This is a genomic window from Actinomadura sp. NAK00032 (assembly GCF_013364275.1).
Taxonomy (GTDB): domain Bacteria; phylum Actinomycetota; class Actinomycetes; order Streptosporangiales; family Streptosporangiaceae; genus Spirillospora.
Window position 1 is genome coordinate 4764896 of record NZ_CP054932.1, and the last position, 22139, is coordinate 4787034.

The 22139-nt window shown below is 75.7% G+C and carries 25 protein-coding genes; 18 read left to right on the top strand and 7 right to left on the bottom strand.

Annotated elements, in window-relative coordinates; translation table 11 throughout:
- The first annotated feature begins 139 nt into the window (after window positions 1-139).
- Together HUT06_RS22190 and HUT06_RS22195 are read left to right on the top strand one after the other, a co-directional pair.
- Window positions 140-1099 carry an alpha/beta hydrolase gene (locus HUT06_RS22190; protein WP_176197487.1) on the top strand — a complete coding sequence of 320 codons (960 nt, stop codon included), beginning with the start codon at window positions 140-142 and terminating at the stop codon, window positions 1097-1099.
- A gap of 114 nt (window positions 1100-1213) precedes the next feature.
- The gene (locus tag HUT06_RS22195) at window positions 1214-1504 is read left to right on the top strand and encodes a hypothetical protein (protein WP_176197488.1); all 291 of its coding nucleotides are present in this window, start codon (window positions 1214-1216) and stop codon (window positions 1502-1504) included.
- Between the two features lie 61 nt (window positions 1505-1565).
- Here HUT06_RS22195 and HUT06_RS22200 read toward each other — a convergent pair whose 3' ends face one another.
- The 3 genes from HUT06_RS22200 to HUT06_RS22210 form a co-directional block, all read right to left on the bottom strand.
- Window positions 1566-3209 (bottom strand): DUF885 domain-containing protein, encoded by a 1644-nt coding sequence (locus HUT06_RS22200; protein ID WP_176197489.1) that lies wholly within the window; start codon window positions 3207-3209, stop codon window positions 1566-1568.
- Between the two features lie 76 nt (window positions 3210-3285).
- Entirely contained in the window at window positions 3286-3969 is a 684-nt protein-coding gene (locus HUT06_RS22205) for a LysE family translocator (protein ID WP_176197490.1), read from the bottom strand.
- Between the two features lie 93 nt (window positions 3970-4062).
- Entirely contained in the window at window positions 4063-4725 is a 663-nt protein-coding gene (locus HUT06_RS22210) for a hypothetical protein (protein WP_254715322.1), read from the bottom strand.
- Between the two features lie 344 nt (window positions 4726-5069).
- On the opposite strand from HUT06_RS22210, the gene HUT06_RS22215 reads away from it, so the two are divergent.
- From HUT06_RS22215 to HUT06_RS22250, 8 genes are all read left to right on the top strand, one after another.
- Window positions 5070-6083, top strand: a complete 1014-nt coding sequence (locus HUT06_RS22215) for a MoxR family ATPase (protein ID WP_176197492.1) — start codon at window positions 5070-5072, stop codon at window positions 6081-6083.
- Window positions 6080-7156: a DUF58 domain-containing protein gene (locus tag HUT06_RS22220; protein WP_176197493.1), complete on the top strand. Its 1077-nt coding sequence runs from the start codon at window positions 6080-6082 to the stop codon at window positions 7154-7156. The genes HUT06_RS22215 and HUT06_RS22220 overlap by 4 nt, the downstream gene beginning before the upstream one ends.
- The gene (locus HUT06_RS22225) at window positions 7153-8100 is read left to right on the top strand and encodes a VWA domain-containing protein (protein ID WP_176197494.1); all 948 of its coding nucleotides are present in this window, start codon (window positions 7153-7155) and stop codon (window positions 8098-8100) included. The genes HUT06_RS22220 and HUT06_RS22225 overlap by 4 nt, the downstream gene beginning before the upstream one ends.
- Before the next feature lie 73 nt (window positions 8101-8173).
- A complete protein-coding gene (locus tag HUT06_RS22230; RefSeq protein WP_176197495.1) occupies window positions 8174-8788 on the top strand; it encodes a class I SAM-dependent methyltransferase in 615 nt (204 codons plus the stop codon).
- On the top strand, window positions 8785-9354 hold the full coding sequence (locus HUT06_RS22235) for a TrmH family RNA methyltransferase (protein WP_176197496.1): 570 nt from the start codon (window positions 8785-8787) through the stop codon (window positions 9352-9354). Before HUT06_RS22230 ends, HUT06_RS22235 begins: the two co-directional genes overlap by 4 nt.
- 153 nt (window positions 9355-9507) lie before the next feature.
- Window positions 9508-9858, top strand: a complete 351-nt coding sequence (locus HUT06_RS44680) for a TraR/DksA C4-type zinc finger protein (RefSeq protein ID WP_176197497.1) — start codon at window positions 9508-9510, stop codon at window positions 9856-9858.
- Entirely contained in the window at window positions 9858-10658 is an 801-nt protein-coding gene (locus tag HUT06_RS22245; protein ID WP_176197498.1) for a rod shape-determining protein, read from the top strand. The genes HUT06_RS44680 and HUT06_RS22245 overlap by 1 nt, the downstream gene beginning before the upstream one ends.
- A 151-nt stretch (window positions 10659-10809) precedes the next feature.
- The gene (locus HUT06_RS22250; protein WP_217711392.1) at window positions 10810-12642 is read left to right on the top strand and encodes a cyclopropane-fatty-acyl-phospholipid synthase family protein; all 1833 of its coding nucleotides are present in this window, start codon (window positions 10810-10812) and stop codon (window positions 12640-12642) included.
- 4 nt (window positions 12643-12646) lie between these two features.
- On the opposite strand, the gene HUT06_RS22260 is transcribed toward HUT06_RS22250, so the two are convergent.
- Window positions 12647-12868 carry an EF-hand domain-containing protein gene (locus HUT06_RS22260; protein ID WP_176197499.1) on the bottom strand — a complete coding sequence of 74 codons (222 nt, stop codon included), beginning with the start codon at window positions 12866-12868 and terminating at the stop codon, window positions 12647-12649.
- Window positions 12869-12981: 113 nt separating this feature from the next.
- On the opposite strand from HUT06_RS22260, the gene HUT06_RS22265 reads away from it, so the two are divergent.
- From HUT06_RS22265 to HUT06_RS22275, 3 genes are read left to right on the top strand one after another with little or no spacing between them, the layout of a single operon-like run.
- Window positions 12982-13782: a glycerophosphodiester phosphodiesterase gene (locus tag HUT06_RS22265; protein WP_176197500.1), complete on the top strand. Its 801-nt coding sequence runs from the start codon at window positions 12982-12984 to the stop codon at window positions 13780-13782.
- Between the two features lie 10 nt (window positions 13783-13792).
- Window positions 13793-14482, top strand: a complete 690-nt coding sequence (locus HUT06_RS22270; RefSeq protein WP_176197501.1) for a hypothetical protein — start codon at window positions 13793-13795, stop codon at window positions 14480-14482.
- 17 nt (window positions 14483-14499) lie between these two features.
- The gene (locus tag HUT06_RS22275) at window positions 14500-15564 is read left to right on the top strand and encodes a dipeptidase (protein WP_254715323.1); all 1065 of its coding nucleotides are present in this window, start codon (window positions 14500-14502) and stop codon (window positions 15562-15564) included.
- Window positions 15565-15791: 227 nt separating this feature from the next.
- Here HUT06_RS22275 and HUT06_RS22280 read toward each other — a convergent pair whose 3' ends face one another.
- Window positions 15792-16076, bottom strand: coding sequence for a type II toxin-antitoxin system Phd/YefM family antitoxin (locus HUT06_RS22280; protein WP_217711393.1), 285 nt, complete (start codon window positions 16074-16076; stop codon window positions 15792-15794).
- A 163-nt stretch (window positions 16077-16239) separates the two neighbouring features.
- Between HUT06_RS22280 and HUT06_RS22285 the strand changes: the two genes are divergently transcribed.
- The 3 genes from HUT06_RS22285 to HUT06_RS22295 all read left to right on the top strand — a co-directional run bounded on the left by HUT06_RS22285 (window position 16240) and on the right by HUT06_RS22295 (window position 17891).
- Window positions 16240-16803 (top strand): ClpP family protease, encoded by a 564-nt coding sequence (locus HUT06_RS22285; RefSeq protein ID WP_176201540.1) that lies wholly within the window; start codon window positions 16240-16242, stop codon window positions 16801-16803.
- A complete protein-coding gene (locus tag HUT06_RS22290) occupies window positions 16800-17405 on the top strand; it encodes an ATP-dependent Clp protease proteolytic subunit (protein ID WP_176197503.1) in 606 nt (201 codons plus the stop codon). The genes HUT06_RS22285 and HUT06_RS22290 overlap by 4 nt, the downstream gene beginning before the upstream one ends.
- 141 nt (window positions 17406-17546) lie before the next feature.
- Window positions 17547-17891, top strand: a complete 345-nt coding sequence (locus HUT06_RS22295) for an RNA polymerase-binding protein RbpA (protein ID WP_176201541.1) — start codon at window positions 17547-17549, stop codon at window positions 17889-17891.
- Window positions 17892-17964: 73 nt separating this feature from the next.
- On the opposite strand, the gene HUT06_RS43935 is transcribed toward HUT06_RS22295, so the two are convergent.
- Both HUT06_RS43935 and HUT06_RS43940 read right to left on the bottom strand, forming a co-directional pair.
- Window positions 17965-18627 (bottom strand): response regulator transcription factor, encoded by a 663-nt coding sequence (locus HUT06_RS43935; RefSeq protein ID WP_217711394.1) that lies wholly within the window; start codon window positions 18625-18627, stop codon window positions 17965-17967.
- Entirely contained in the window at window positions 18624-19616 is a 993-nt protein-coding gene (locus tag HUT06_RS43940) for a sensor histidine kinase (protein WP_217711395.1), read from the bottom strand. The genes HUT06_RS43935 and HUT06_RS43940 overlap by 4 nt, the downstream gene beginning before the upstream one ends.
- Window positions 19617-19752: 136 nt before the next feature.
- On the opposite strand from HUT06_RS43940, the gene HUT06_RS43945 reads away from it, so the two are divergent.
- Together HUT06_RS43945 and HUT06_RS22305 are read left to right on the top strand one after the other, a co-directional pair.
- Window positions 19753-20682: an ABC transporter ATP-binding protein gene (locus tag HUT06_RS43945; RefSeq protein WP_217711396.1), complete on the top strand. Its 930-nt coding sequence runs from the start codon at window positions 19753-19755 to the stop codon at window positions 20680-20682.
- Window positions 20679-22133, top strand: a complete 1455-nt coding sequence (locus HUT06_RS22305) for an ABC transporter permease subunit (RefSeq protein ID WP_176197504.1) — start codon at window positions 20679-20681, stop codon at window positions 22131-22133. The genes HUT06_RS43945 and HUT06_RS22305 overlap by 4 nt, the downstream gene beginning before the upstream one ends.
- Window positions 22134-22139 lie beyond the last annotated feature (6 nt).

The window sequence follows — 22139 nt, forward strand, 5'->3', positions numbered from 1 at the left end:
CGTAGGCGGCGGCCATCACCCGCGCCGCGCAGTCCGTGACGGCGGTCATGCGCCCGATCCTAGGGACCCGCGCCGCCCGCCCCAACAGGTTTTCCCCCGGGCCGCCGCCCTCCCGGGCGCACGCCGTAGGCTGCGCGGTGTGACGGGCCGCGATCCGGAGTACCTGGCGTTCCTGCGCCGCCGCCGCGCCGAACCCGCCGGCGACGGCGGCGCCGGCGGGGGAGAAAGCGTCCAGGACGCGCGCCGCGCGCACGCCGCCGACCTCGCCCGGTCCCCGCGCCCGCCCGCCGGCGACGTCACCGACCTGGCCGCCGACGGCCCCGCCGGGCCGCTGCCCGCCCGGCTCTACCGGCCCGCCTGGGACGGCCCCGCGCCCGCGCTGGTGTACCTGCACGGCGGCGGCTGGGTGCTCGGCGACGTCGACTCCTACGACCCGGTCGTGCGGGCCCTGGCCGCCGCCAGCGGCGTCGCGTGGCTGTCGGTCGGGTACCGGCGCCCGCCCGAGGACCCCTTCCCCGCCGCGCTCGAGGACACCGTCGCCGCCGTCCGCTGGACCGTCCGCAACGCCGCCCGCCTCGGCCTGGACCCGCACCGCATCGGCGTCGCCGGCGACAGCGCCGGCGGGCAGCTCGCCGCCGCGGCCGCCGGCGCCCTGCGCGCCGCCGGCCCCGACCGGCCCGCGCTGCAGGTACTGCTGTACCCGGCGCTGGACCTGCGCGAGATGCCGCCGCCGCTGCCCGACCCGGACGGCCTCGCCCCGCCCCGCGACGGCGTGGACCGGGCCCTGCGCGCCTACCTGCGCGGCACCGACCGCACCCGCCCCGACGTCTCCCCGCTCCTGGACCCCGACCCCGCCGGCCTGCCCCCGGCGGTCATCGCCACCGCCGAGCACGACCGGCTGCGCCCGCAGGCCGAGCGGCACGCCGCCCGGCTGCGCGCCGCCGGCGTCCCCGTCACCCTGATCGCCGGCACCGGCCTGGACCACGGCTTCCTCGGCTGGGGCGCGTTCGCGCGCCGCCCCGCCGAGGCCGTCGCGGAGATCGGCGCCGCCGTCCACCGCGCCCTCACCGCCGTTCCGGACGGCCCCGCGACCGCCTGACCACCCGTCCTTAAAGACGCTTGCCCACCCCGTTTAACCCCCTTGACGTGGGAAATCACACAAGCAGGTCAGATTTCCGCAAACGCCGCCGACCGTCGAGGGAGGCCCACCGCCTTGCACAGGACCCACGAGATGCGGATGGTCCGCACCGAAGAGTCCGGACTGGAGGAATGGGCCTGCCCCACCTGCGGCCGCCGCATCCTGCTGCGCTGGCCGCCCCACTACGCCAAGAACGTCCTGGACACCGGCGACCCCAAGGCCTGCCACATCGCCCGCACCCCCGACGACACCCCCGGCGAAACGCCCGCCACCGTGGGCGGCGGCTGCCGCCGCCTCCGCGAAACCGGCGCCGACGCCCTCGGCACCCCCGCCCAGCCCCGCGTCAACCCACCCGAACCCGTCTGACCCCGGCCCCCACACCACGGCCGCACGCCACGGCCGCACGGCAGGGCGTCACGGCAGGGCGTCACGCCGCGAGCTCGGCCCGCAACCGGTCCAGGCCCATCGGCCCCAGATCCAGCGCCCGCCGGTGGAACTCCTTCAACTCGAACGCCGCACCCGCCCGCCGCCGCGCCGCCTCACGCGCCTCCAGCCACACCCGCTCCCCCTGCTTGTACGCGATCGCCTGCCCCGGGCACCCCAGATACCGGTCGATCTCGAACGCCACCACCGAATCGGGATCCGGGCCCTTGCGCGACCGCAGGAACTCAAAACCCAGCTCCGGCGTCCACCGCTCCCCCTCATGGAACCCCGCCCCCTTCGGGATCGGCAGCCCCAGATGCAACCCGATGTCCAAGATCACCCGCGCCGCGCGGAACCGCTGCCCGCCCGCCAGCATCCCCAGCCGGTGCGCCGGATCCGCGTAATACCCCAGCTCGTCCATCAACCGCTCCGCGTACAGCCCCCACCCCTCGCAATGCCCCGCGTGGAACTCGCTCGACACCCGCTGGAACCGGTTCAGCCGCGGGTTCAGCACCGTCACCCCCAACTGCAGATGATGGCCCGGCACCCCCTCGTGGAACATCGTCGTCGGCACCGACCACGTCACGATCTCCGCCGCCGGATCCTGCACCGTCCACCACACCGTCCCCGGACGCGACAGGTCCTCCGCCGGCGCCAGGTAGTAGATCCCCGTCTCCACCGGCGGGATCCGGCACTCGATCCGCCGCAACGGCGCCGGAATGTCGAAATGCACCCCGTCCAGATCGGCGATCGCCCGGTCCGCCAGCTCCTGGATCCACCCCCGGAACGCCTCCGCGCCCGCCACCCGGTACGCCGGATCGGCGTCCAGCGCCGCCATCACCGCCGGCAGCGGCTCACCCGGCAGGATCTCCCGCGCCGCCACCGCCATCTCCGCCTCGATCCGCGCCAGCTCCTCCCAGCCCCACGCGTACGTCTCCGCCAGATCCAGCTCCGTCCCCAGGAACTCCCGCACCCCCAGCGCGTACCGGTCCGCGCCCAGCGCGTCCCGCTCCGGCGCCCGCGCCGCCACCACCCCCGTCAGGAACCCCGCGAACTCCGCCAGCGCCGCCGACGCCGCCCGCACCGCCTCCCCCAGCGCACCCGCCAGCGGCCCCTCCCCGTACCGCGCCGCCAGACCCTCCAGATACGCCGGGAACTCCGCGCACTCCCCCGCGCTGCGCAGCACCTGCCGCCGCGCCGCGACCCGCCCCCGCCCGCACGCCGCCTCCAGCGACACCCGCAGCCCCGCCAGCGCACCCGGCAGCGCCGCCACCCGCGACCGCACCGCCTCCCAATCGGTCCGCGCCCCCTGATCCAGCAGCTCCACCGCCATCCGCAAACGCTGGACGGGCCCGTCGATGGTGTCCAGGAACCCCTCCCGCACCCCCGCCTCGTCCAGCGCCGCCTCCACCTCCAGCCGATCCCGCAGCACCGCCGCCGCGACCCGGCCCGCCTCCCCCTCCACCGGCACCCGCGCCAGCTCCGCCAGCGTCCGCCGCACCAGCTCCGCCCGCGCCGCCGCCCCCTCCGGCCCGTAGTCGGTCAGCCGCGCGTCCTGCCCCGCGATCCCCATCATCGCCGCGCGGCACGGATCCAGCGCGGCGAACTCGTCGGTGTACCGGCCGGCAAGGTCATCCAGTGCGGTCATCGCCCCAGGCTACGACCCGCACCACCAAAACTGATCATGAAAAAGTGCCAAAAAACGGCATAGCGCCCAGCGCCCGTCACCGCGCCTCCACCGCCAACCGCACCCCCAGACCCACCAGCACCACACCCGACACCTGCTCCAACCGCCGCCGCACCACCGGCCGCCCCAGCACCCGCCGCGCCGCCCCCACCACCCACACCACCACCGCGTACCACGCCAAGTCGATCAGCGCCCACAGCACCGCGAACCCCACCAGCGTCCACCCCACCGGCCACCCGTCCGGCACGAACTGCGGCAGGAACGACACCGCGAACACCCCCGCCTTCGGATTGGCGAAGTTCGTCACCAGCCCCAACCGGAAACACCGCCACCCCGACAACCCCGAACCCGAGTCCGAGTCCGAGTCCGAGTCCGAACCCGCCGCACCGTCCAATGCCTCCGGCACCCTGCCCGACCGCCCACCCGACGGCCCGCCCCGCCGCGCCCCCCACAACGCCCGCACCCCGAACCACACCAGCACCACCGCACCCGCAACCCGCAACCCCTCATACGCCAAACGCGACGCCACCAGCAGCGCCGACAACCCCACCGCGGCCGCCGCACCCCACACCAGCACACCCGCCTCGTTCCCCAGCACCACCGCGAACCCCCCGCGGCGCCCCGACCGCACCGACTCACGCATGATCACCACCGTGCTCGGCCCCGGCGCCATCGCGATCAGCACCGCCGCACCCGCGAACGCCAGCAGACTCTCCACCATCCGCCCATGCTCGCCAACCCGCACCCGCCCGCGCAACGCCGTTCCACGCCACCCGGCCGCACCCGGCCGCCCGCACCCCGGCCGGACCGGCGGTCACAGCGGCGCGCCGTCATCCCCTCCCGTACCCGACGGCGACGGCGTCGGCGGACTCGACGGCGACCGCGGCGGCCCCGACGGAGAACGCGACGGCGACGGCGACCGCGACGGCTGCTGGAACGTCGGCGTCGGCTCCGGCGGCGCGGGCGGCGGCTCCTCCGCCGACGGCTGGCACGCGAACAGCACCGCCATCAGCAACGCCAGCACCAGCAGCGCCGCCGCCAACGCCACCACCGCCGCCACCAGATTCCGCTCCGGCGGACGCTCCCCCGCCGGCACCCCACCCGGCACCACCGGCGGACCCTGCCGCGGCGCCTCCAACGCGGGCTCCCCCGACCCCAGCCAGTACGGCTGGAACTGCGGACCCCGCCGCCGCCCGCCCCACCACGCACGCTCCTGCCCCTGGAACACCACCGGCTCCAGGAACCGCTCAGCCCCCACCCGATCCGGCTCGTACAACGTCGCCACCCACGGCGCCGGACCATCCGGATGCGCCGCCACCACCGGCGCCTGCCCACCCGGCCCACCCGGCCCACCCGCGGCCTCACCAGCCCCCCGGCCGGGCACACCACCCGCCGCCGGCACCGCCGCGTTGATCGCCGCACGGAACCGGTCCCGCGCCGCCGCATCACCCGCCGCACCCCGGTTCAGCACCGCCACACTCGCGCGCCGCCCCTCACCGTCCACCCCCAGGAACACGATCCCCGCGGCGGACTCCGACAGCCGCGCCGACAAACGGAACGGCCCCAGCTGAACAGGATCACCCGGCGGCAACGGCCTCGACATGGCCGCAACACTAACAACCACGCCCCGCCAACGACCCCAGGACGCCGACACGCCCACCCACACGCCCACCAGGCAGCCCGCCCCGCACCCCCCTGAACCGATCATCGCCCGAGCGCACGTATCCCGAACGAACGGGTACAAGTGATCGCGTAGGGTCGTAACACGCCCACCGGCACCCGACGGACAGGCCCACCAGGGACAGCGAGGGGACTCCCACCATGACCATCGCCACCGACGTCGACGAGGCCGCGGCGCTCCTGCAGGACACCCTCACCGAGGTCAAGAAGGTCATCGTCGGCCAGGACCACATGGTCGAACGCATGATCGTCGCACTCCTCGCCCGCGGCCACTGCCTCATCGAAGGCGTCCCCGGCGTCGCCAAGACCCTGGCCGTCGGCACCCTCGCCCGCGTCGTCGGCGGCACCTTCGCCCGCCTCCAGTTCACCCCCGACCTCGTCCCCTCCGACATCGTCGGCACCCGCATCTACCACCCCTCCACCGAGCAGTTCGACGTCGAACTCGGCCCCGTCTTCGTCAACTTCGTCCTCGCCGACGAGATCAACCGCGCCCCCGCCAAGGTCCAGTCCGCCCTCCTGGAGGTCATGGCCGAACGCCAGGTCTCCCTCGGCGGCCGCACCTACCCCCTCCCCAAGCCCTTCATCGTCCTCGCCACCCAGAACCCCATCGAGTCCGAAGGCGTCTACCCCCTCCCCGAAGCCCAGCGCGACCGCTTCCTCATGAAGATCGACGTCCACCACCCCGCCGCCCACGAGGAACTCCAGATCCTCCAGCGGATGAGCGTCGACCCGCCCGAAGCCGCCCAGCTCCTCGACACCGGACGCCTCGCCGGCCTCCAGCGCGCCGCCGAAGAGGTCTCCGTCCACGAACTCATCGCCGACTACATCGTCCGGCTCGTCATGGCCACCCGCGAACCCGAGCAGTACCGCCTCCCCGACCTGCGCGGCGTCATCGAGATCGGCGCCAGCCCCCGCGCCACCCTCGGCCTGGCCTCCGCCGCCCGCGCCCTCGCCCTGCTGTCCGGACGCGACTACGTCCTGCCCGACGACGTCCGCGCCGTCGCCCGCGACGTCATGTCCCACCGCCTCGTCCTCACCTTCGACTCCCTCGCCGACGGCATCGACCCCGGCGAGGTCATCACCCAGATCCTCGCCGCCGTCCCCCCGCCCCGCGTCGTCTGGAACCACGGAGCCGCGGCGGTGACCACCGCATGAGCCCGCGGCGCGCCGACCACGGGAACCCCGCCGCCGGCCCCGCCGCCGGACGGCGCCGCCGAGGCGGCGGCGGCAAGCTCGCCCACCTCGCCCCCGAACGCACTCTGCGCCGCCTGGAACTCCAGGTCACCCGCCGCCTCGACGGCCTCCTCAACGGCGAGCACCTCGGCCTGATCCCCGGCCCCGGCACCGAACTCGCCGAAGCCCGCCTCTACCAGCCCGGCGAGGACGACGTCCGCCACATGGACTGGGCCGTCACCGCCCGCACCACCACCCCCCACGTCCGCGACCTCGTCGCCGACCACGAACTCGAAGCCTGGTCCCTGGTCGACCTCACCCCCAGCATGGACTTCGGCACCGGCACCATGATCAAACGCGACCTCGCCGTCGCCGCCCTCGCCGCCGTCGGCTTCCTCACCGTCCGCCTCGGCGACCGCGCCGGCGCCTACCTCCTGCACACCGACGGCATGCGCCGCTGGCCCGCCCGCACCGGCAAGGCCGCCCTCTACGCCCTCCTGCAGTCGGTCCTGGACGCCCAGTCCGCCGGGCAGGGCCCCGGCTCCCGCACCGGCCCCGCCGCCCCCCGCGACCTCGCCGCCGCCATCACCTCCCTCGACCGCGGCCAGACCCGCCGCGGCCTGCGCGTCGTCATCTCCGACTTCCTCGCCAACGACGGCACCGACCCGCTCACCGCCCCCACCGCCGCCGGCCCGCACGGACAGCAGCCCGACTGGGAACGCCCGCTGCGCCGCCTCGCCGCCCGCCACCAAGTCCTCGCCATCGAGATCATCGACCCCCGCGAACTCGACCTCCCCGACGTCGGACTCGTCGAGATGGCCGACCCCGAGACCGGGACCGTCCACGAGATCGTGCTCAGCCGCCGCACCCGCGAGCGGTACGCCGCCGCGGCCGCCGCCCAGCGCGAGCGCAACCGCGCCGCCCTGCGCCGCTGCGGCGCCCACCATCTCGTCCTGCGCACCGACCGCGACTGGATCGCCGACGTCGCACGCTTCGCCCTCCGCCAGCGCCGTGCCGCAGGCCGGCCCTTCACGACCGCGGGAGTGCGCCCATGACCTTCCTGTCACCCGAACGCCTCTGGCTCCTCGGCCTCCTGCCGCTGCTGGCCGCGGCCTACACGGTCCTGCAGCTGCGCCGCAGCCGCTACGCCGTCCGCTTCACCAACCTCGCGCTGCTGTCCCAGGTCGCGCCCAGGCGGCCGGGCTGGCGCCGGCACGTCGCCGCCGGCCTGTTCCTCATCATGATCCTGCTGATGATGGTCGGGTTCGCGCGGCCCGCCTCCTCCGTCAAGGTCCCCCGCGACCGCGCCACCATCATGGTCGCCGTGGACGTGTCGCTGTCGATGATGGCCAGGGACGTCTCCCCCAGCCGCTTCGACGCCGCCAAGGCCGCCGCCAAGAAGTTCATCGGCGACCTGCCCCGCCGCTTCAACGTCGGCGTCGTCGCCTTCGCCGGCAACGCCAACCTCGTCGCCGCGCCGTCCGCCGACCGGGCCGCCGCCATCGCCTCCCTCGACCAGCTCGCCCTGGCCAAGCGCACCGCCATCGGCGAGGCCGTCTTCACCTCCCTGCAGGCCGTCCGGTCCTTCGACGCCGAGGCCAGCCAGGACCCGCCGCCCGCCCACATCGTGCTGCTGTCCGACGGGGACAACACCACCGGACGCTCCGTCCAGGAGGCCGTCGACGCCAGCCGCGTCGCCCACATCCCCGTCTCCACCATCGCGTTCGGCACCCCCTACGGCACCGTCGACATCGAGGGCGAGACCACCAGCGTCTCGGTCAACAAGGAGACCCTCAAGACCCTCGCCGACAGCACCGACGGCAAGGCCTACGAGGCCGCCGACGCCGGCCAGCTCGACGAGGTGTACAGCAACATCGGCACCTCCCTCGGCTTCCGGATCGAGCACCGCGACATCGCCGCCCGCTACATCGGCATCGCGCTGCTGTTCGCCCTCGCCGCCGGCGGCGCCTCCCTCGCCTGGTTCTCCCGCCTGCCCTGACGCTCCTCCGCACGCCCGGGCCGCCGGTCTGAGCGGCCCGGGCGCCGCGCGCGCACTGATAGCGTCGTCGGACGTGGGGGATCACTACTTCGCCGAGCGGCCCGGCGCCGCCAGCCGGCGCCGCACCGTCGACCTCGTCCTGCCCGACCTGCACCTGCGGCTCGACACCGACAGCGGCGTCTTCTCCCCCGACCGCGTCGACCCCGGCACCCGCGTCCTGCTGGAGACCGTCCCGCCACCCCCGCAGCACGGCGACCTCCTCGACCTCGGCTGCGGCTACGGGCCCATCGCCCTCACCCTGGCCAAGCGGTCCCCGTTGGGGACTGTCTGGGGCGTGGACGTCAACCGGAGAGCCTTGGAAATCGCCGAGGACAACGCCAAAGCCGCCGGCCTTGACAATGTAAGGTTCAGGCTGGCGGACGAGATCGACCCCGCGCTGCGCTTCACCGCGCTCTGGTCCAACCCCCCGATCCGCATCGGCAAGGCCGCCCTCCACGACCTCCTGCTCACCTGGCTCCCCCGCCTCACCCCCGAGGGCACCGCCCACCTCGTCGTCCAGAAGCACCTCGGCTCCGACTCCCTCCAGCGGTGGCTGACCGGCCAGGGCTTCCCCACCGAGCGGATCGCCTCCCGGTCCGCCTACCGCGTCCTGCGCGTCACGTCCCGCACGGAAGGCACCACCCGATGACCACCCGCGACCCGAAGAGCACCCCCGAACCCGCCCCGGGCCGCCGGCAGCTGCGCGCCACCGACGTCAAGCGCCTCAACCGCGACTGGCGCCGCCGCACCGGCGCCCGCCTCGGCCTGCTCGTCGAGTCCGTCACCCAGCCGTTCAACATGGGCTCGATCATCCGCAGCGCCGCCGTGTTCGGCGTCGAGCACCTCTGGCTCGCCGGCAACGCCACTCCCCCCACCCACCGCGGCGTCGCCAAGACCGCCCTCGGCACCGACCGCCTCGTCCCCTGGGAGCACGCCGGCACCCCCGCCGAGGCCGCCGCGGCGATCCGCAAGGAGGGCCTGCGCCTCATCGCCGTCGAACTCACCGCCGACGCCGTCCCCCTGCACGACGCCCCCCTCGACGGCGACGTCTGCCTCGCCGTCGGAGGCGAGGACCACGGCTGCTCCCCCGCCCTGCTCGCCACCGCCGACGCCGTCGCCTACATCCCCCAGATCGGACGCGTCGGCTCCCTCAACGTCGCCGTCGCCACCGCCATCGCCCTCGCCGAGGCCCGCCGCCGCGAATGGAGCGCCTGACCCGCGCCTCCCGGCCCGCGCCCCAGCCCCGCCGCCTGCACCCCCGCACCCCCCGTAAATGGGTACCGGCACCCATGGCGGGCGGCGCCCCCTTGCCGCATGGTGGAGGTTCGCCACGTACATTCCCCAGGCGACCGAAGGGAGCCCCTTGCGATGACGGTCAACGGCGCGGTCAACAGCGCGGTCGGCGACGCCTCCGGCGGCTACCCGCCGGGCGGCGCGGCGGCACGGCAGGCCCGCGAGCTCCTGGAGCGCGAGCGCCGCAACCGCATCGCCGAACTCGGCCTCCTGGACGGCGAGGGCCCCGGCGCCCCCGACGAGGCCGCCATGGCCCGCCGCGGCACCCTCCAGGGCAACCTGGAGGAGATCGACGCCGCCCTCGCCCGCCTTGACGACGGCACCTACGGCCTGTGCGAGGACTGCGGGAAGCCCGTCCCCGAAGGCCGCCTGGAGATCATCCCCTACGCCCGCCGCTGCGTGGCCTGCCAGCAGCGACGGCGGTGATGACCGCCGCCGCGGCGGCACCCGGCGGCGGCCGCGCCGCCCTCGACCTCGGCACCAGCCGCATCCGCGCCAGCGTGCCCGCCCTGGACGTGCTCGTCGACCGCCCCTCCGCGGCCGGCGACCACGCCCCGGCCCCCGCCGGACGCCGCCGCACCGCCCCCGCACGCCCCGTCGAGCACGGCATCGTCGCCGACGCCGGCGCCTGCACCCGGCTCACCCGCCGCACCCTGCAGGAGGCCGGCCCCGGCCTGCGGCTCCAGCACATCCTGCTCGCCGTGCCCGCCGCCGCCAGCGGCACCCAGCTCGGCCGCGCGGCCACCGCCGTCCGCGCGGCCGCCGGCTGCCCCGTCCGCACCATGGAGGCGCCGCTGGCCGCCGCCCTCGGCGCCGGCATCGCCGTCGACGACCCCCGGCCCCGGCTCACCCTCGACATCGGCGCCGGCATCGTCGAGATGGCCGTCATCATGCGCGGCCGCGTGCACCTGGCCCGCTCCATCCAGTACGTCCCCGACCGGCAGGCCGGGCACGCCGTGCCCCGGCTGCCCGAGTACGTCCGCGAGCGCCTCCCCGACGGCGTCCGGCACCTGCTGGCCGACCTGCCCGCCCCGCTGCGCCGCACCGCCCGCGACGGCGGCCTCCTGCTCACCGGCGGCGGCGCCCGGCTGCCGTCCCTGCCCGGCCGCCTCACCGCCGAGATGGGCCTCACCGTCACCATCGCCCGCGACCCCGCGCGCGCCACCATCCGCGGCCTCGCCCGCGCCTGCCGGTCCCCCGACCTCTGGCGGCTCGCCCGCACCTGAACCGGCGCACCCCCGCGTCGGCACGCTACGATCAACCCGTGCAGTTCCTCATCCGTGCGTAGGACGCCCCAACGCCGCCGCCCCGGCGCGGCGGCCTCCGGCGTCCCCATGAACCGCCCCTAGCGGGCCCTCCCGATGAGGAACACCCTCCGTGGCACCGTCGTACGCGGCCGTCCTGCGCGCACCCCACGCCTTCCGCACCTTCTCCCTCGCCCTGATCGGACGCCTGTCCTACGGGACGGTCTTCCTGTCCCTCACGCTGGCGTTCACCGCCTCCACCGGCTCCTACGCCCGCGCGGGCGCCCTCATGGCCCTCAACGGCCTCACCGTCTCCGTCCTGTCGCCCCTGCGCGCCGGGCTCATCGACCGGCACGGCCCGCGCCGCGCCCTCCCGCCCATGGCCGCCGGCTACTGCCTGGCCCTGCTCGCCCTGGCCGCCCTCACCTGGCGCCCCGGCGCGCCCCTGGCACTGCTCACCGCGCTCACCCTCGCCGCCGGCGCCACCATGCCGCCGCTCGGCGTGGTCATGCGGACCCTCTGGAACACCCTCCTGCCGGACGGACCGCTCCTTCGCCGCGCCTACAGCCTCGACACCGTCTGCGAAGAACTCGTGTTCGTCACCGGGCCGCTGCTGGCCGGGCTGCTGGCCGCGGCCGCCCACCCGGCCCTCGGCATCGCGCTCAGCGCCGCCCTCATCGCCGCCGGCACCCTCGGGCTGATCACCTCCCCCGCCGTGCGGCCCCGGCCGCCCGGGACCCGGCCCGGCCGCCGCCGGCCCGCGATCCCGCTCGCCCCGTGCCTCGCCGCCGCGGCCACCGGCGTCGTCCTGGGCTCCACCGCCCTGCTCGCCGTCGCGTTCACCCGGCAGCACCACCAGCCCGCCGCCGTCGCCTGGGTCGAGGCCGCCCTCGCCGCCGGCAGCGCCGCCGGCGGACTCGCCTACGGCGCGCTCAGCCGCACCCGGCCCGGCCGCGGCCGGCTCGCGGTGCTCCTCCTGCCGCTCGGCACCGCCCTGGCCGCCGCGGGCCTCGCCCCGTCCACCCTCGCGCTGACGGCGGCGGCATGCGCCGCCGGGCTGTTCATCAGCCCCGTCCTGACCGCCGCCTACCTGCTCGCCGACGCGACCGCCCCGCCCACCGCCCGCGCCCGCGCGGCCGCCTGGGTCAACACCGCGCTCAACCTCGGCGCCGCCGGCGGGACGGCCGCGACCGGCGTGTACCTGGACGCGCTGCCCCTGCCGCTCTGCTACGCCCTCGCCGCCGCCCCCGCCCTGGCCGCCGCCGCACTCCTGCCCCTTTTGCGGGAACGGCAAAGGGATTCGCCGGAACCCGCCGCCGTCGCGCACCATCGACCCATGGACGACACCACCACCGGCCAGGAGTTCTGGGACTCCCGCTACGCCGAGAGCGACCGCATCTGGAGCGGCAACCCCAACACCGCCCTCGTCCGCGAGGTCACCGATCTCGCCCCCGGCACCGCCCTGGACCTCGGCTGCGGTGAGGGCGCCGACGCCATCTGGCTCGCCCGGCGGGGCTGGCGCGTCACGGCCGTCGACATCTCCGCCGTCGCGGTCGAACGCGCCGCGCGCCACGCCCGCGACGAGGGCGTCGCGGACCGCACCGACTTCCAGCGCCGCGACCTGGCCGAGTCCTTCCCCGAGGGCGAGTTCGACCTGGTCTCGGCCCAGTTCCTGCACACGCCCACGGACATGCCCCGCGAGCGCGTCCTGCGAGCGGCCGCCGCGGCCGTCGCGCCCGGCGGCGTCCTGCTGGTCGTGGGGCACGCCGGTCCGCCGCCCTGGGATCCCGACGCCCACCCCGACGTGCACCTGCCCACCCCCGACGAGGTGCTGGCCTCGCTGGAGCTGCCGGACGGCGCGTGGGAGGTGCTGCTCAGCGGCGAGCACGAACGCGTCCAGACCGCCCCGGACGGACGCACCATGACCCGCACCGACAACGCCCTGAAGATCAGGCGGCTGCGCTGACCCGTCAGCGGCGGGCGGTGCGCTCCATCAGCGCCGTGAACTCCTCCAGGGAGATCTTCCCGTCGCGGTTGGCGTCGGCGGCCACGACCACCTCCACCGCGCGCGTGTCGGTGACGTCCTGGCCGAGCTTGGTCATCAGGTTCTTCAGCTCCGCCGTGGATATGTAGCCATCGCCGTCGACGTCCACGAGCTCGAACGTCGCCCTGTAGTCGTTCACGTCCGCCATGCCGGCGCTCCTTCGCAGATCGATTGCGGGGCGACGGTAGCACCGCGGCGATCACCCCCGCCCTTTACGCAGTAAGGTCAGGGGTGATCGCCGCGTCCGCCATAATCGGAGGGGTGCGCCGCTCGTACGAGTTCCTCGACCACCCAGGCCCCATCCCCTTCGCCCACCGCGGCGGCGCGGCCGGGCGGCCGGAGAACTCGATGGCCGCCTTCCAGCGCGCCGCCGACCTCGGCTACCGGTACCTGGAGACCGACGCCCACGCCACCGCCGACGGCGTCGTCGTCGCCTTCCACGACCGCACCCTCGACCGCGTCACCGACCGCACCGGCACCATCTCGCGGCTGCCCTACACCGAGGTCGCCAAGGCCCGCATCGCCGGCACCGAGCCCATCCCCCGCCTGGAGGACCTCCTCGGCTCCTTCCCGGACGCCCGCGTCAACATCGACCTCAAGGACGCCCACGTCATCGGCCCGCTCGCCACGACGCTGCACCGCACCGCCGCCTGGAACCGGGTCTGCATCACCTCCTTCTCCACCCGCCGCCTGGCCCAGATGCGCGCCCGCCTGCCCCTGTTCACCGACCGCGACGTGTGCATGGCGCTCGGCCCCCGCGGCGTGATGGCGCTGCGCGCCCGGTCCTACGGCGGCCCCGCCGCCAAGCTCGTCCGGCTGGCCGCCACCGGCGTCGCCTGCGCCCAGGTCCCCTACGGCCTCGGCCCCGTCCCTTTCGTCACCGAGGCGTTCATCGACCACGCCCACCGGCTCGGCCTGCAGGTCCACGCCTGGACGGTCAACGACCCCGCCGCCATGGAGCGGCTCCTGGACCTCGGCATCGACGGCATCATGACCGACGAGCTGCTGCCCCTGCGCCGCATCATGTCCGCCCGCGGCCTGTGGCCCCACGCCACCGCCTGAGGAGGCCCCCGTGGCAGGAGACGACGCCCGGGACCCGTCCGGCACGCTCGCCCGCGCCCTGTGGATCGGCGGCGGGCAATGGGCCGGCAAGTCCACGGTGGCCCGGCTGCTGGCCGTCCGCTACGGGCTGACCGCCTACCGCTACGACTACCACGACGCCCGCGGCCACGACGACCGCCGCGTCGCCCGCCGCGTCCGCCGCGGCGAACCGCCCGCCGGCCCGGACCCCGAGGCCGCCTGGGTCGACACCACCCCGCAGGCCATGGCCGCCGAGACCCTCGCCGGCTTCCCCGTCCGGTTCGGCTGGGCCCTGGACGACCTGCGCGCCCTGGTCTGCGGGCGCCCCGTGATCGCCGAGGGCTGGGGGCTGCGCCCCGAACTGGTCGTCCCGGTCGCCGGCTCGCCGCGCCGCATGGTCGTCATGGTGCCCACCGAGGAGTTCCGCGACCGGCAGCGGCGCACCCTCACCCGGGCCGCCGCCCTCGGCCGCGGCCTCAGCGACCCCGCCCGCGCCCAGGCCAACCGCCTCGAGCGCGACCGCCTCGTCGCCGCGGACGCCGTCCGCTCCGCCCGCCGCCTCGGCGTGCGCGTCATCGAAGTCGACGGCACCCGCGACGCCACCGCCGTCACCGACCTCGTCGCCGCCCACTTCCACCCCTACCTGCCGCCCCCGGAGCCCCCCGGCCCGCCGCCTCCATGACCGGCCATGAGCTGCGCATGTCCGGCACAGAAGGGATCGAGATGTCCGCCGACCTCCACCGCCGCGCCGTCGTTGCCGACACCCACAACGATCTGCTGATGGCCGTGGCGGCCCGCCCGCCCGCGCAGTGGGCCGGGTTCTTCCGGGACCGCTGGCTCCCCCAGCTCCGCGACGGAGGCGTTGACCTGCAGGTCCTCCCGGTCTTCATCGACGACCGGTTCCGTCCGGAGGGCGCGCTGCGCGAGACCCTCCGGATGGTCGAGGCCGCCCACGTGCTCGCCGAGGGCAACGCCGGCGAGGTCAGCCTGTGCCGGAACGGCGAGGACATCGACCAGGCCCTCGCCGACGGAAGGATCGCCCTGGTCCTGGCGCTGGAGAGCGCCCCCGGCCTCGACGCGAACGTGGAACTGTTCTCCACCCTGCACCGGCTGGGCGTGCGGGTGGCCTCGATCGCGCACTGGGGCCGCACCCCGCTCGCCGACGGCAGCGGCGAGGACGCCGCCGGCAGCCGCCTGACGGCCGCCGGCGGCGACGCGCTCGCCGAACTGGAGCGGCTCGGCGTGATCTTCGACGTCTCCCACCTGGGGGCCGCCGGCGTCGCCCACGTCCTCGAACTCGCCACCCGCCCGGTCATCGCCACCCACTCCTCGGCCCGGGCCCTGCGCGACCACCACCGCAACCTCACCGACGACCAGCTCCGCGGCATCGCCGCGACCGGCGGAGTGGTGTGCGTCAACTTCGTCGCGGGCTTCCTCAGCGCCGACCCCGCCGGCCACACCGTCGACCGCCCCGTCGACCACATCGAGCACGTGGCCGCCGTCGCGGGGATCGACCACGTCGGCCTCGGCCCCGACTTCATCCGCGAGGTCAGCCTCGAGCTCACCCCGCCCTGCTGCGAGGACATGAGCGCCCTGGCCGGCTTCGACGTCAACGCCGTCGTCCCCGGCCTCGACGGCCCGCGCGGCCTCCCCCTGGTCACCGAGGCCCTGCTCCGCCGCGGCCACACCGAGCCCGACATCCGCAAGATCCTCGGCGAGAACGTCCACCACCTCTTCCGCAAGCAACTCGGCCGCCCCGCCTGAGCCCCTCAGCCCGCTGCTCCCGACCACCACGCCCCAGGTCACGCGAGGCGACCGAGCGGCGGCCTCCGACCGCTTGGCATCCAGCACCGCCTCCCGTCTGGCAGCCTCCAGACCGCGCCGGAAGACACCGGCGAGGGCCGGCTCGATGGGGAATCCCGCCGCTGTCCGCCGAGGACGCGCCGGGCGAGGTCAATGCGCAGGCGCGCAGGCTCGCCCGCGAACGGGGGTCAGTGCCTGAAGCCGGGTGGGCGGTACTCGGCGGCGATGCGCATCGGCGGCTGCGGCCGGGGGTGCTCCGCGGGCCTGGACGGCTGGCCCGGCGGGACCGTCCCGCCGACCTGGAGGTCGTGGCGCTGGGCGCGGATCGCCTCGAGGAGCTCCAGGTCCTCCGGGGAGACCAGCGCGGCCATCACCTTGCCGCGCCGGGTCAGCCTGACGGGCTCGCCCGTGTAGGCGACCCGGTTCACCAGGTCCGCGAACTCGGCACGTGCTTCGGTCACCGGAACTTCCACGTGATTCATCGTATAGCGAAATTCACCGTCCCCGCCTGGCGGCCCCTCTTCCCCGAGATTACTGTCCATCTGTACGTACTGTACAGATGACCAAGGAGGGCCCATGAACGGTCGGCAGCGGGTGGAGACGTTCACGGGGAGGTCGCGGGCGGCCGTGGCGGAGATGCCGGGGCCGGCGGACGCGCAGTTGTTCGAACGGCTGCTGGCGCAGCGGATCGTGTTCCTCGGGACCGAGGTCGACGACCAGGTCGCCAACCGGATCAACGCCGAGCTGCTGCTGCTCGCGGCGCAGGACGCGCGGCGCGACATCACGCTCTACATCAACTCGCCCGGCGGCGTCGTGGACGCCGGCATGGCGATCTACGACATGATGCAGTTCGTCCCGAACGACATATCCACCGTCGCGATGGGCATGGCGGCGTCCATGGGGCAGACGCTGCTGTGCGCGGGCACGCCGGGCAAGCGGTACGCGCTGCGGCACGCGCGGGTGATGATGCACCAGCCGCACGGCGGGATCGGCGGCACCGCGTCCGACATCAAGATCCAGGCCGAGCAGTCGCTCTACCTCAAGCGGACGCTGGCGGAGCTGACCGCGGTGCACACCGGGCAGCCGCTGGAGCGCATCGAGGCCGACGGCGACCGGGACCGGTGGTTCACCGCCGAGCAGGCCCGCGAGTACGGCTTCGTCGACCACGTCATCGACAGCACCGACCGGGTGGGCACATGACAAGGGCGGAACGGCGGTACCTCGTCCCCGAGTACGAGGAGCGGACGAGCTACGGCCGCAAGGACACCAACCCCTACAACCGGATGTTCGAGGACCGGATCGTCTTCCTCGGGGCGCCGGTGGACGACACCAGCGCCAACGACGTCACCGCGCAGCTGCTGGCGCTGGAGGGCATGGACGCCGACCGGCCCATCTCCCTCTACATCAACTCGCCGGGCGGGTCGCTGACGGCGATGCTGGCGATCTGCGACACGATGCGCTACGTCCGCCCCGAGATCGAGACGACCTGCGTCGGGCAGGCCGGGTCGGCGGCCGCGGTGCTGCTGGCGGCGGGCTCGCCGGGCCGCCGGCAGGCGCTGCCGGGCGCGCGGATCCTGCTGCACGAGCCGGCGGTCGAGGTGTCCCGCGGCTACACCACCGACCTGGACATCCAGGCGCGGGAGGTGCTGCGGCTGCGGGCGCAGACCGAGGCGATCCTGGCGGAGGCGACCGGCCGCGACCCCGAGACGGTGCGCCGCGACCTGGACCGGGAGCGGTACTTCACCGCCGAGCAGGCCAAGGAGTACGGGCTGATCGACGCGGTGCTCGCGGGCCGCGGGTAGCGCCGCGGGCCGCGGTCGGCGCGGCCGCGGCGGGCCGCGACCGGAAACGGCAGGGTTGGATCACCCCGGCGAGGGGAATCTTGTCACGGTGTTCAGCGTTGGTGAGGGCAAGACCGCAAGCCGTCTGGGAGGCACGTGACGATGGCCGAGCGCGCACTTCGCGGCACCCGACTCGGAGCGACGAGCTACGAGAATGATCGCAACACCGATCTGGCCCCTCGGCAAGAGGTGGACTACACCTGTACGAAGGGCCACCGGTTCACCGTGACGCTCGCCGCCGAGGCCGAGGTGCCGATGACCTGGGAATGCCGCAACTGCGGCGTGACCGCCCTGCGGGTCGACGGCGAGCTGCCCCAAGCCAAGAAGGGCAAGCCGCCGCGGACCCACTGGGACATGCTCATGGAGCGCAGGACCGTCGAGGACCTCGAGGAGGTCCTCGCCGAGCGCCTGGAGATCCTGCGGGCGGGACGAAGGAGGTCCGCCTAGCGGGCGGGGGATTTGTTTCGGCGGGACGGGCCCGCACCGGGCGACCGGTGCGGGCCCGTCCCGTGTCCGGTGCTCAGCGGCCCGTGCGGGGCCGGACGAGGCCGCTCTCGTAGGCGGCGACGACGGCCTGCACCCGGTCGCGGAGCCCGAGCTTGCGCAGGATCCGGCTGACGTGGGTCTTCACCGTCTCCTCCCCCACCACCAGGCGGCCGGCGATCTCGGCGTTGGACAGGCCCGCGGCGACCAGGCGCAGCACGTCGGTCTCGCGGGGCGTGAGGGCGTCCAGGACGTCGAGCTCGGGCGGGCGGGGCCGCAGCCGGGCGAACTCGCCGATGAGGCGGCGGGTGACGGCCGGGGCGAGCAGCGCCTCCCCGGCGGCGACGACCCGGACGGCGTCGAACAGCCGCTCGGCGGTGACGTCCTTGAGCAGGAAGCCGCTGGCCCCGGCGACGAGCGCGGCGTAGACGTGCTCGTCGAGGTCGAAGGTGGTCAGCATCAGCACCCGCGGCGGGTCGGGTTCGGCCGTGACGCGGCGGGTGGCCTCGATGCCGTCCATGACGGGCATCCGCACGTCCATCAGCACGACGTCGGGCCGGTGCTCGCGGCACGCCCGGAGCGTCTCGGCGCCGTCGGAGGCGGTCGCCACGACGGCCAGGTCCGGCTGGGTGCCGAGCAGTGCCCCGAACCCGGCGCGGACGACCTCCTGGTCGTCGGCGACCACCACGCGCACGCTCACGGCGCCGCCACCGGCAGGACGGCCTCGACCAGGAACCCGCCGAGCGGCCCGGGACCGGTGCGCAGGTCCCCGCCCGCGGCGGCGGCGCGCTCGCGCATGCCGAGCAGCCCGTGCCCGGCGGGCCCGCCCGCGTCCCGGGGGCCGGGGCCGTTGTCGCGGACGGCCACCCGCAGCGCGTCCGGCCCGTAGTCGATCTCCACGTCGACGGCGGCGCCGGGCGCGTGCCTGCGGGCGTTGGTCAGCGCCTCCTGGGCGATCCGGTAGGCGGCCAGTTCCAGGCCGGGGTCGAGGGCGGCGACGTCCCCGCGGACGATCAGCCGCACCGCGCCGGCGCCGGACTCGCGGGTCTGGTCGACCAGGTCGAGGAGCTGCCGCAGGCCCGGCTGCGGGCGGCGGTCCGGTTCGGCGCCGGCGTCCTCGCGCAGCACGCCGAGCAGCCGGCGCATCTCGGTGAGCGCGGTGCGGGCGGTGTCGCCGATGGCCAGCAGCCGGTCGGCGCCCTCGGCGGGCATGCCGGGGACGGCGAGCCGCGCCGTCTCGGCCTGCACGGAGATCATCGAGATGTGGTGGGCGACGACGTCGTGCAGCTCGCGGGCGATGCGGGCCCGCTCGCCGCGCGCGGTGTGCTCCAGCAGGGTGCTCTCGAACGCGCGGCGGGACGCGGCGAGCGCGCCGGCGGCGGCGCGGCGCCGCCGGATGCGCCGCAGCGCCAGCACCGTCCAGACGGTGGCCAGGGCGGTCAGCGCGGCGACGGCGGCGCCGCGGTGCAGCGCGCACGCCGCGGCGGCGGCGACCGTGATCGTGGCGGCGGCGGCGCCGGCCCGGTCGCGGACGGCGGCCAGCGGCAGCGTCGCGCACACGTCCACGGCGATCGCCAGGGACGGCACCACACCGGAGCCGTGCGTGCGCAGGACGGCCTCGGCCACGCCCGCCGCGGCCAGGCAGGCGCCGGCCGCCGGCCACACCGGCCGCCCGTCGGTCTCCCCCACGCACGCCATTGTGGCGTGGACCGCGGCGCGGCGGCGTCCCTCCCGAGGGGGACCCCGCCTCCCCCGTCCCCCGCCGGCCGGGACGGCTCCGCGGCGGGACGACGCGGCGGCCCGGCGGTCCGTAGCCTGCCGGGTCATGGACGCAACCATCGAAGTGCGGGGCCTGCGCAAGCGGTACGGGGCCGCCGTCGCCGTGGACGACCTGTCGTTCACGGCCGCGCCCGGGCAGGTCACCGGGTTCGTCGGCCCGAACGGCGCCGGCAAGTCCACCACCATGCGGATGATCATGGGCCTGGACCGGCCGGACGCCGGCGCGGCGCTGGTCGGCGGCCGGCCGTACCGGTCGCTGCGGACGCCGCTGTGCCGCCTCGGGGCGATGCTGGACGCGGCGGCGGTGCATCCGGCGCGGCGGGCCCGCGACCACCTGCGCTGGCTGGCGCACGCCAACGGGCTGCCGGCGCGGCGGGTGGACGAGGTGATCGAGCTGGCCGGGCTGGGCGGCGCGGCGCGGCGCCGGGCGGGCGGGTTCTCGCTCGGCATGCGGCAGCGGCTCGGGATCGCCGCCGCGCTGCTCGGCGATCCGCCGGCGCTGATGTTCGACGAGCCGGTGAACGGCCTGGACCCCGAGGGGATCACCTGGATCCGGGGGCTGCTGCGGTCGCTGGCCGCCGAGGGGCGGGCGGTGCTGGTGTCCAGCCATCTGATGAGCGAACTGGAGGGCGGCGCCGACCACCTGGTGGTGATCGGGCGGGGCCGGCTGATCGCCGACACCAGCGTCGCCGACCTGCTGGCGGCCGCGTCCGGCGGGCGGGTGGAGCTGCGCACCGCCGAGCGGCAGGAGGCGATGACGGTGCTGGCCCGGGCGGGCGCCACGGTGACGGCGGCGGGGCGGGACACCGTGACGGTCGCGGGCGTGCCCGCCGAGCGGATCATCGCGCTGCTGACCGGCGCCGGGGTGGGGTTCAGCGGGGTCTCCGAGCACCGGGCGTCGCTGGAGGAGGCGTACATGGAGCTGACGCGGGACGCGGTGGAGTTCCAGGCGCTGACCGGGCGGGAGGCGTGGTGAGCGCCCCGGCGCCCGCGGCGGGCCCGGTGTACCGCAGCACCGTGCAGGCGGAGGCGCGCGACGGGTTCGGGCGGCTGCTGCTGGCGGAGTGGACCAAGCTGCGGACCGTCCCCCGGTGGATGTGGACGCTGCCGGCGGCGGTGCTGCTGACGGTGCTGGTGGCGCTGCTGTCGGGGGCGGGCAGCGAGTCGTCCGGGCCGGGCTGCGGGCCGGCGGCCGAGCACGCGGCCGGGACGTTCGACCTGGGGCATTTCACCTACCTGCCCATGGCGGGGGACGGCGCGGTCGTCGCGCGGGTCGCCGCGCAGGAGGGCGGGGGCGCGTGGGCGAAGGCCGGGCTGATGGTCCGGGGCAGCGCGGAGCGCGGCACCCCGTACGCGGCGCTGGTGGTGACGCCGGGCCATGGCGTCCGGTTGCAGACCGGCTACGAGAGCGGCGGCGCCGGCGGCGGGACGGCCGCGGCGCCGCGCTGGCTGAAGCTGGCCCGTTCCGGCGCGACGGTGACCGGCTACGACTCGGCGGACGGGCGGGCCTGGCACCGCGTCGGGTCGGTGCGGCTGGAGGGGCTGCCCCGGGAGGCGCTGGCGGGGATGGTCGTGGCCGTCCCCGACAAGGTCGAGGTGCAGCGCCAGTTCGGCGGCGAGAGCGTCTCAGGGACGCCGGGCGACACCCGGGCGACGTTCGACCACGTGGCGGTGTCGCCGGCGGTCCCTGGGGCGTCCTGGCGGGACCGGGGGGCGCCGGGCGGGCCCGCCGCCGACCCGGACGCGGACGGGCGCACCCGGGCCGGCGGGGCGTTCACGCTGAAGGGCACGGGCGACATCGGCCCCGACCTGTTCGCCGACGACATCACCAAGACCACCCTCACCGGCGTGCTGGTCGGGCAGGCGGCGATCATCGCGCTCGCGGTGCTGTTCATGACGGCCGAGTACCGGCGCGGGATGCTGCGCACCACGTTCGCGGCGAGCCCCCGGCGCGGCCGGGTGCTGGCGGCCAAGGCGGTGGTGGCGGGCCTGGCGGCGCTGGCGGCCGGGCTCGCGGCGGCGTTCGGCGCGGTGCTGCTGGCCGGGCCGATCCTGCGCTCGCACGGCATGTCGCCGCCGCCGCTGTCGGACGGCGCGGTGCTGCGGGCGGTGCTCGGCACGGCGGCGCTGCTCGCGGTGATCGCGGTGTGCTCGCTGGCGGTCGCGGTGGTCGTGCGGCGCAGCGCGCCCGCGATCACGCTCGTGCTGCTGCTCCTGCTCGTCCCGCAGATCGTCGCGACGGCGCTGCCGCTGTCGGCGGCGCGGTGGCTGGAGCGGCTCACCCCGGCGGCCGGGTTCGCGATCCAGCAGACGGTCACGCGGTTCGACCGGGCGATCGCGCCGTGGGCCGGGTTCGGGGTCCTGTGCGCGTACACGGCGGCGGCCCTGGCGCTCGCGGCGTGGCTGCTGAGGCGGCGAGACGCATGAGGGCGG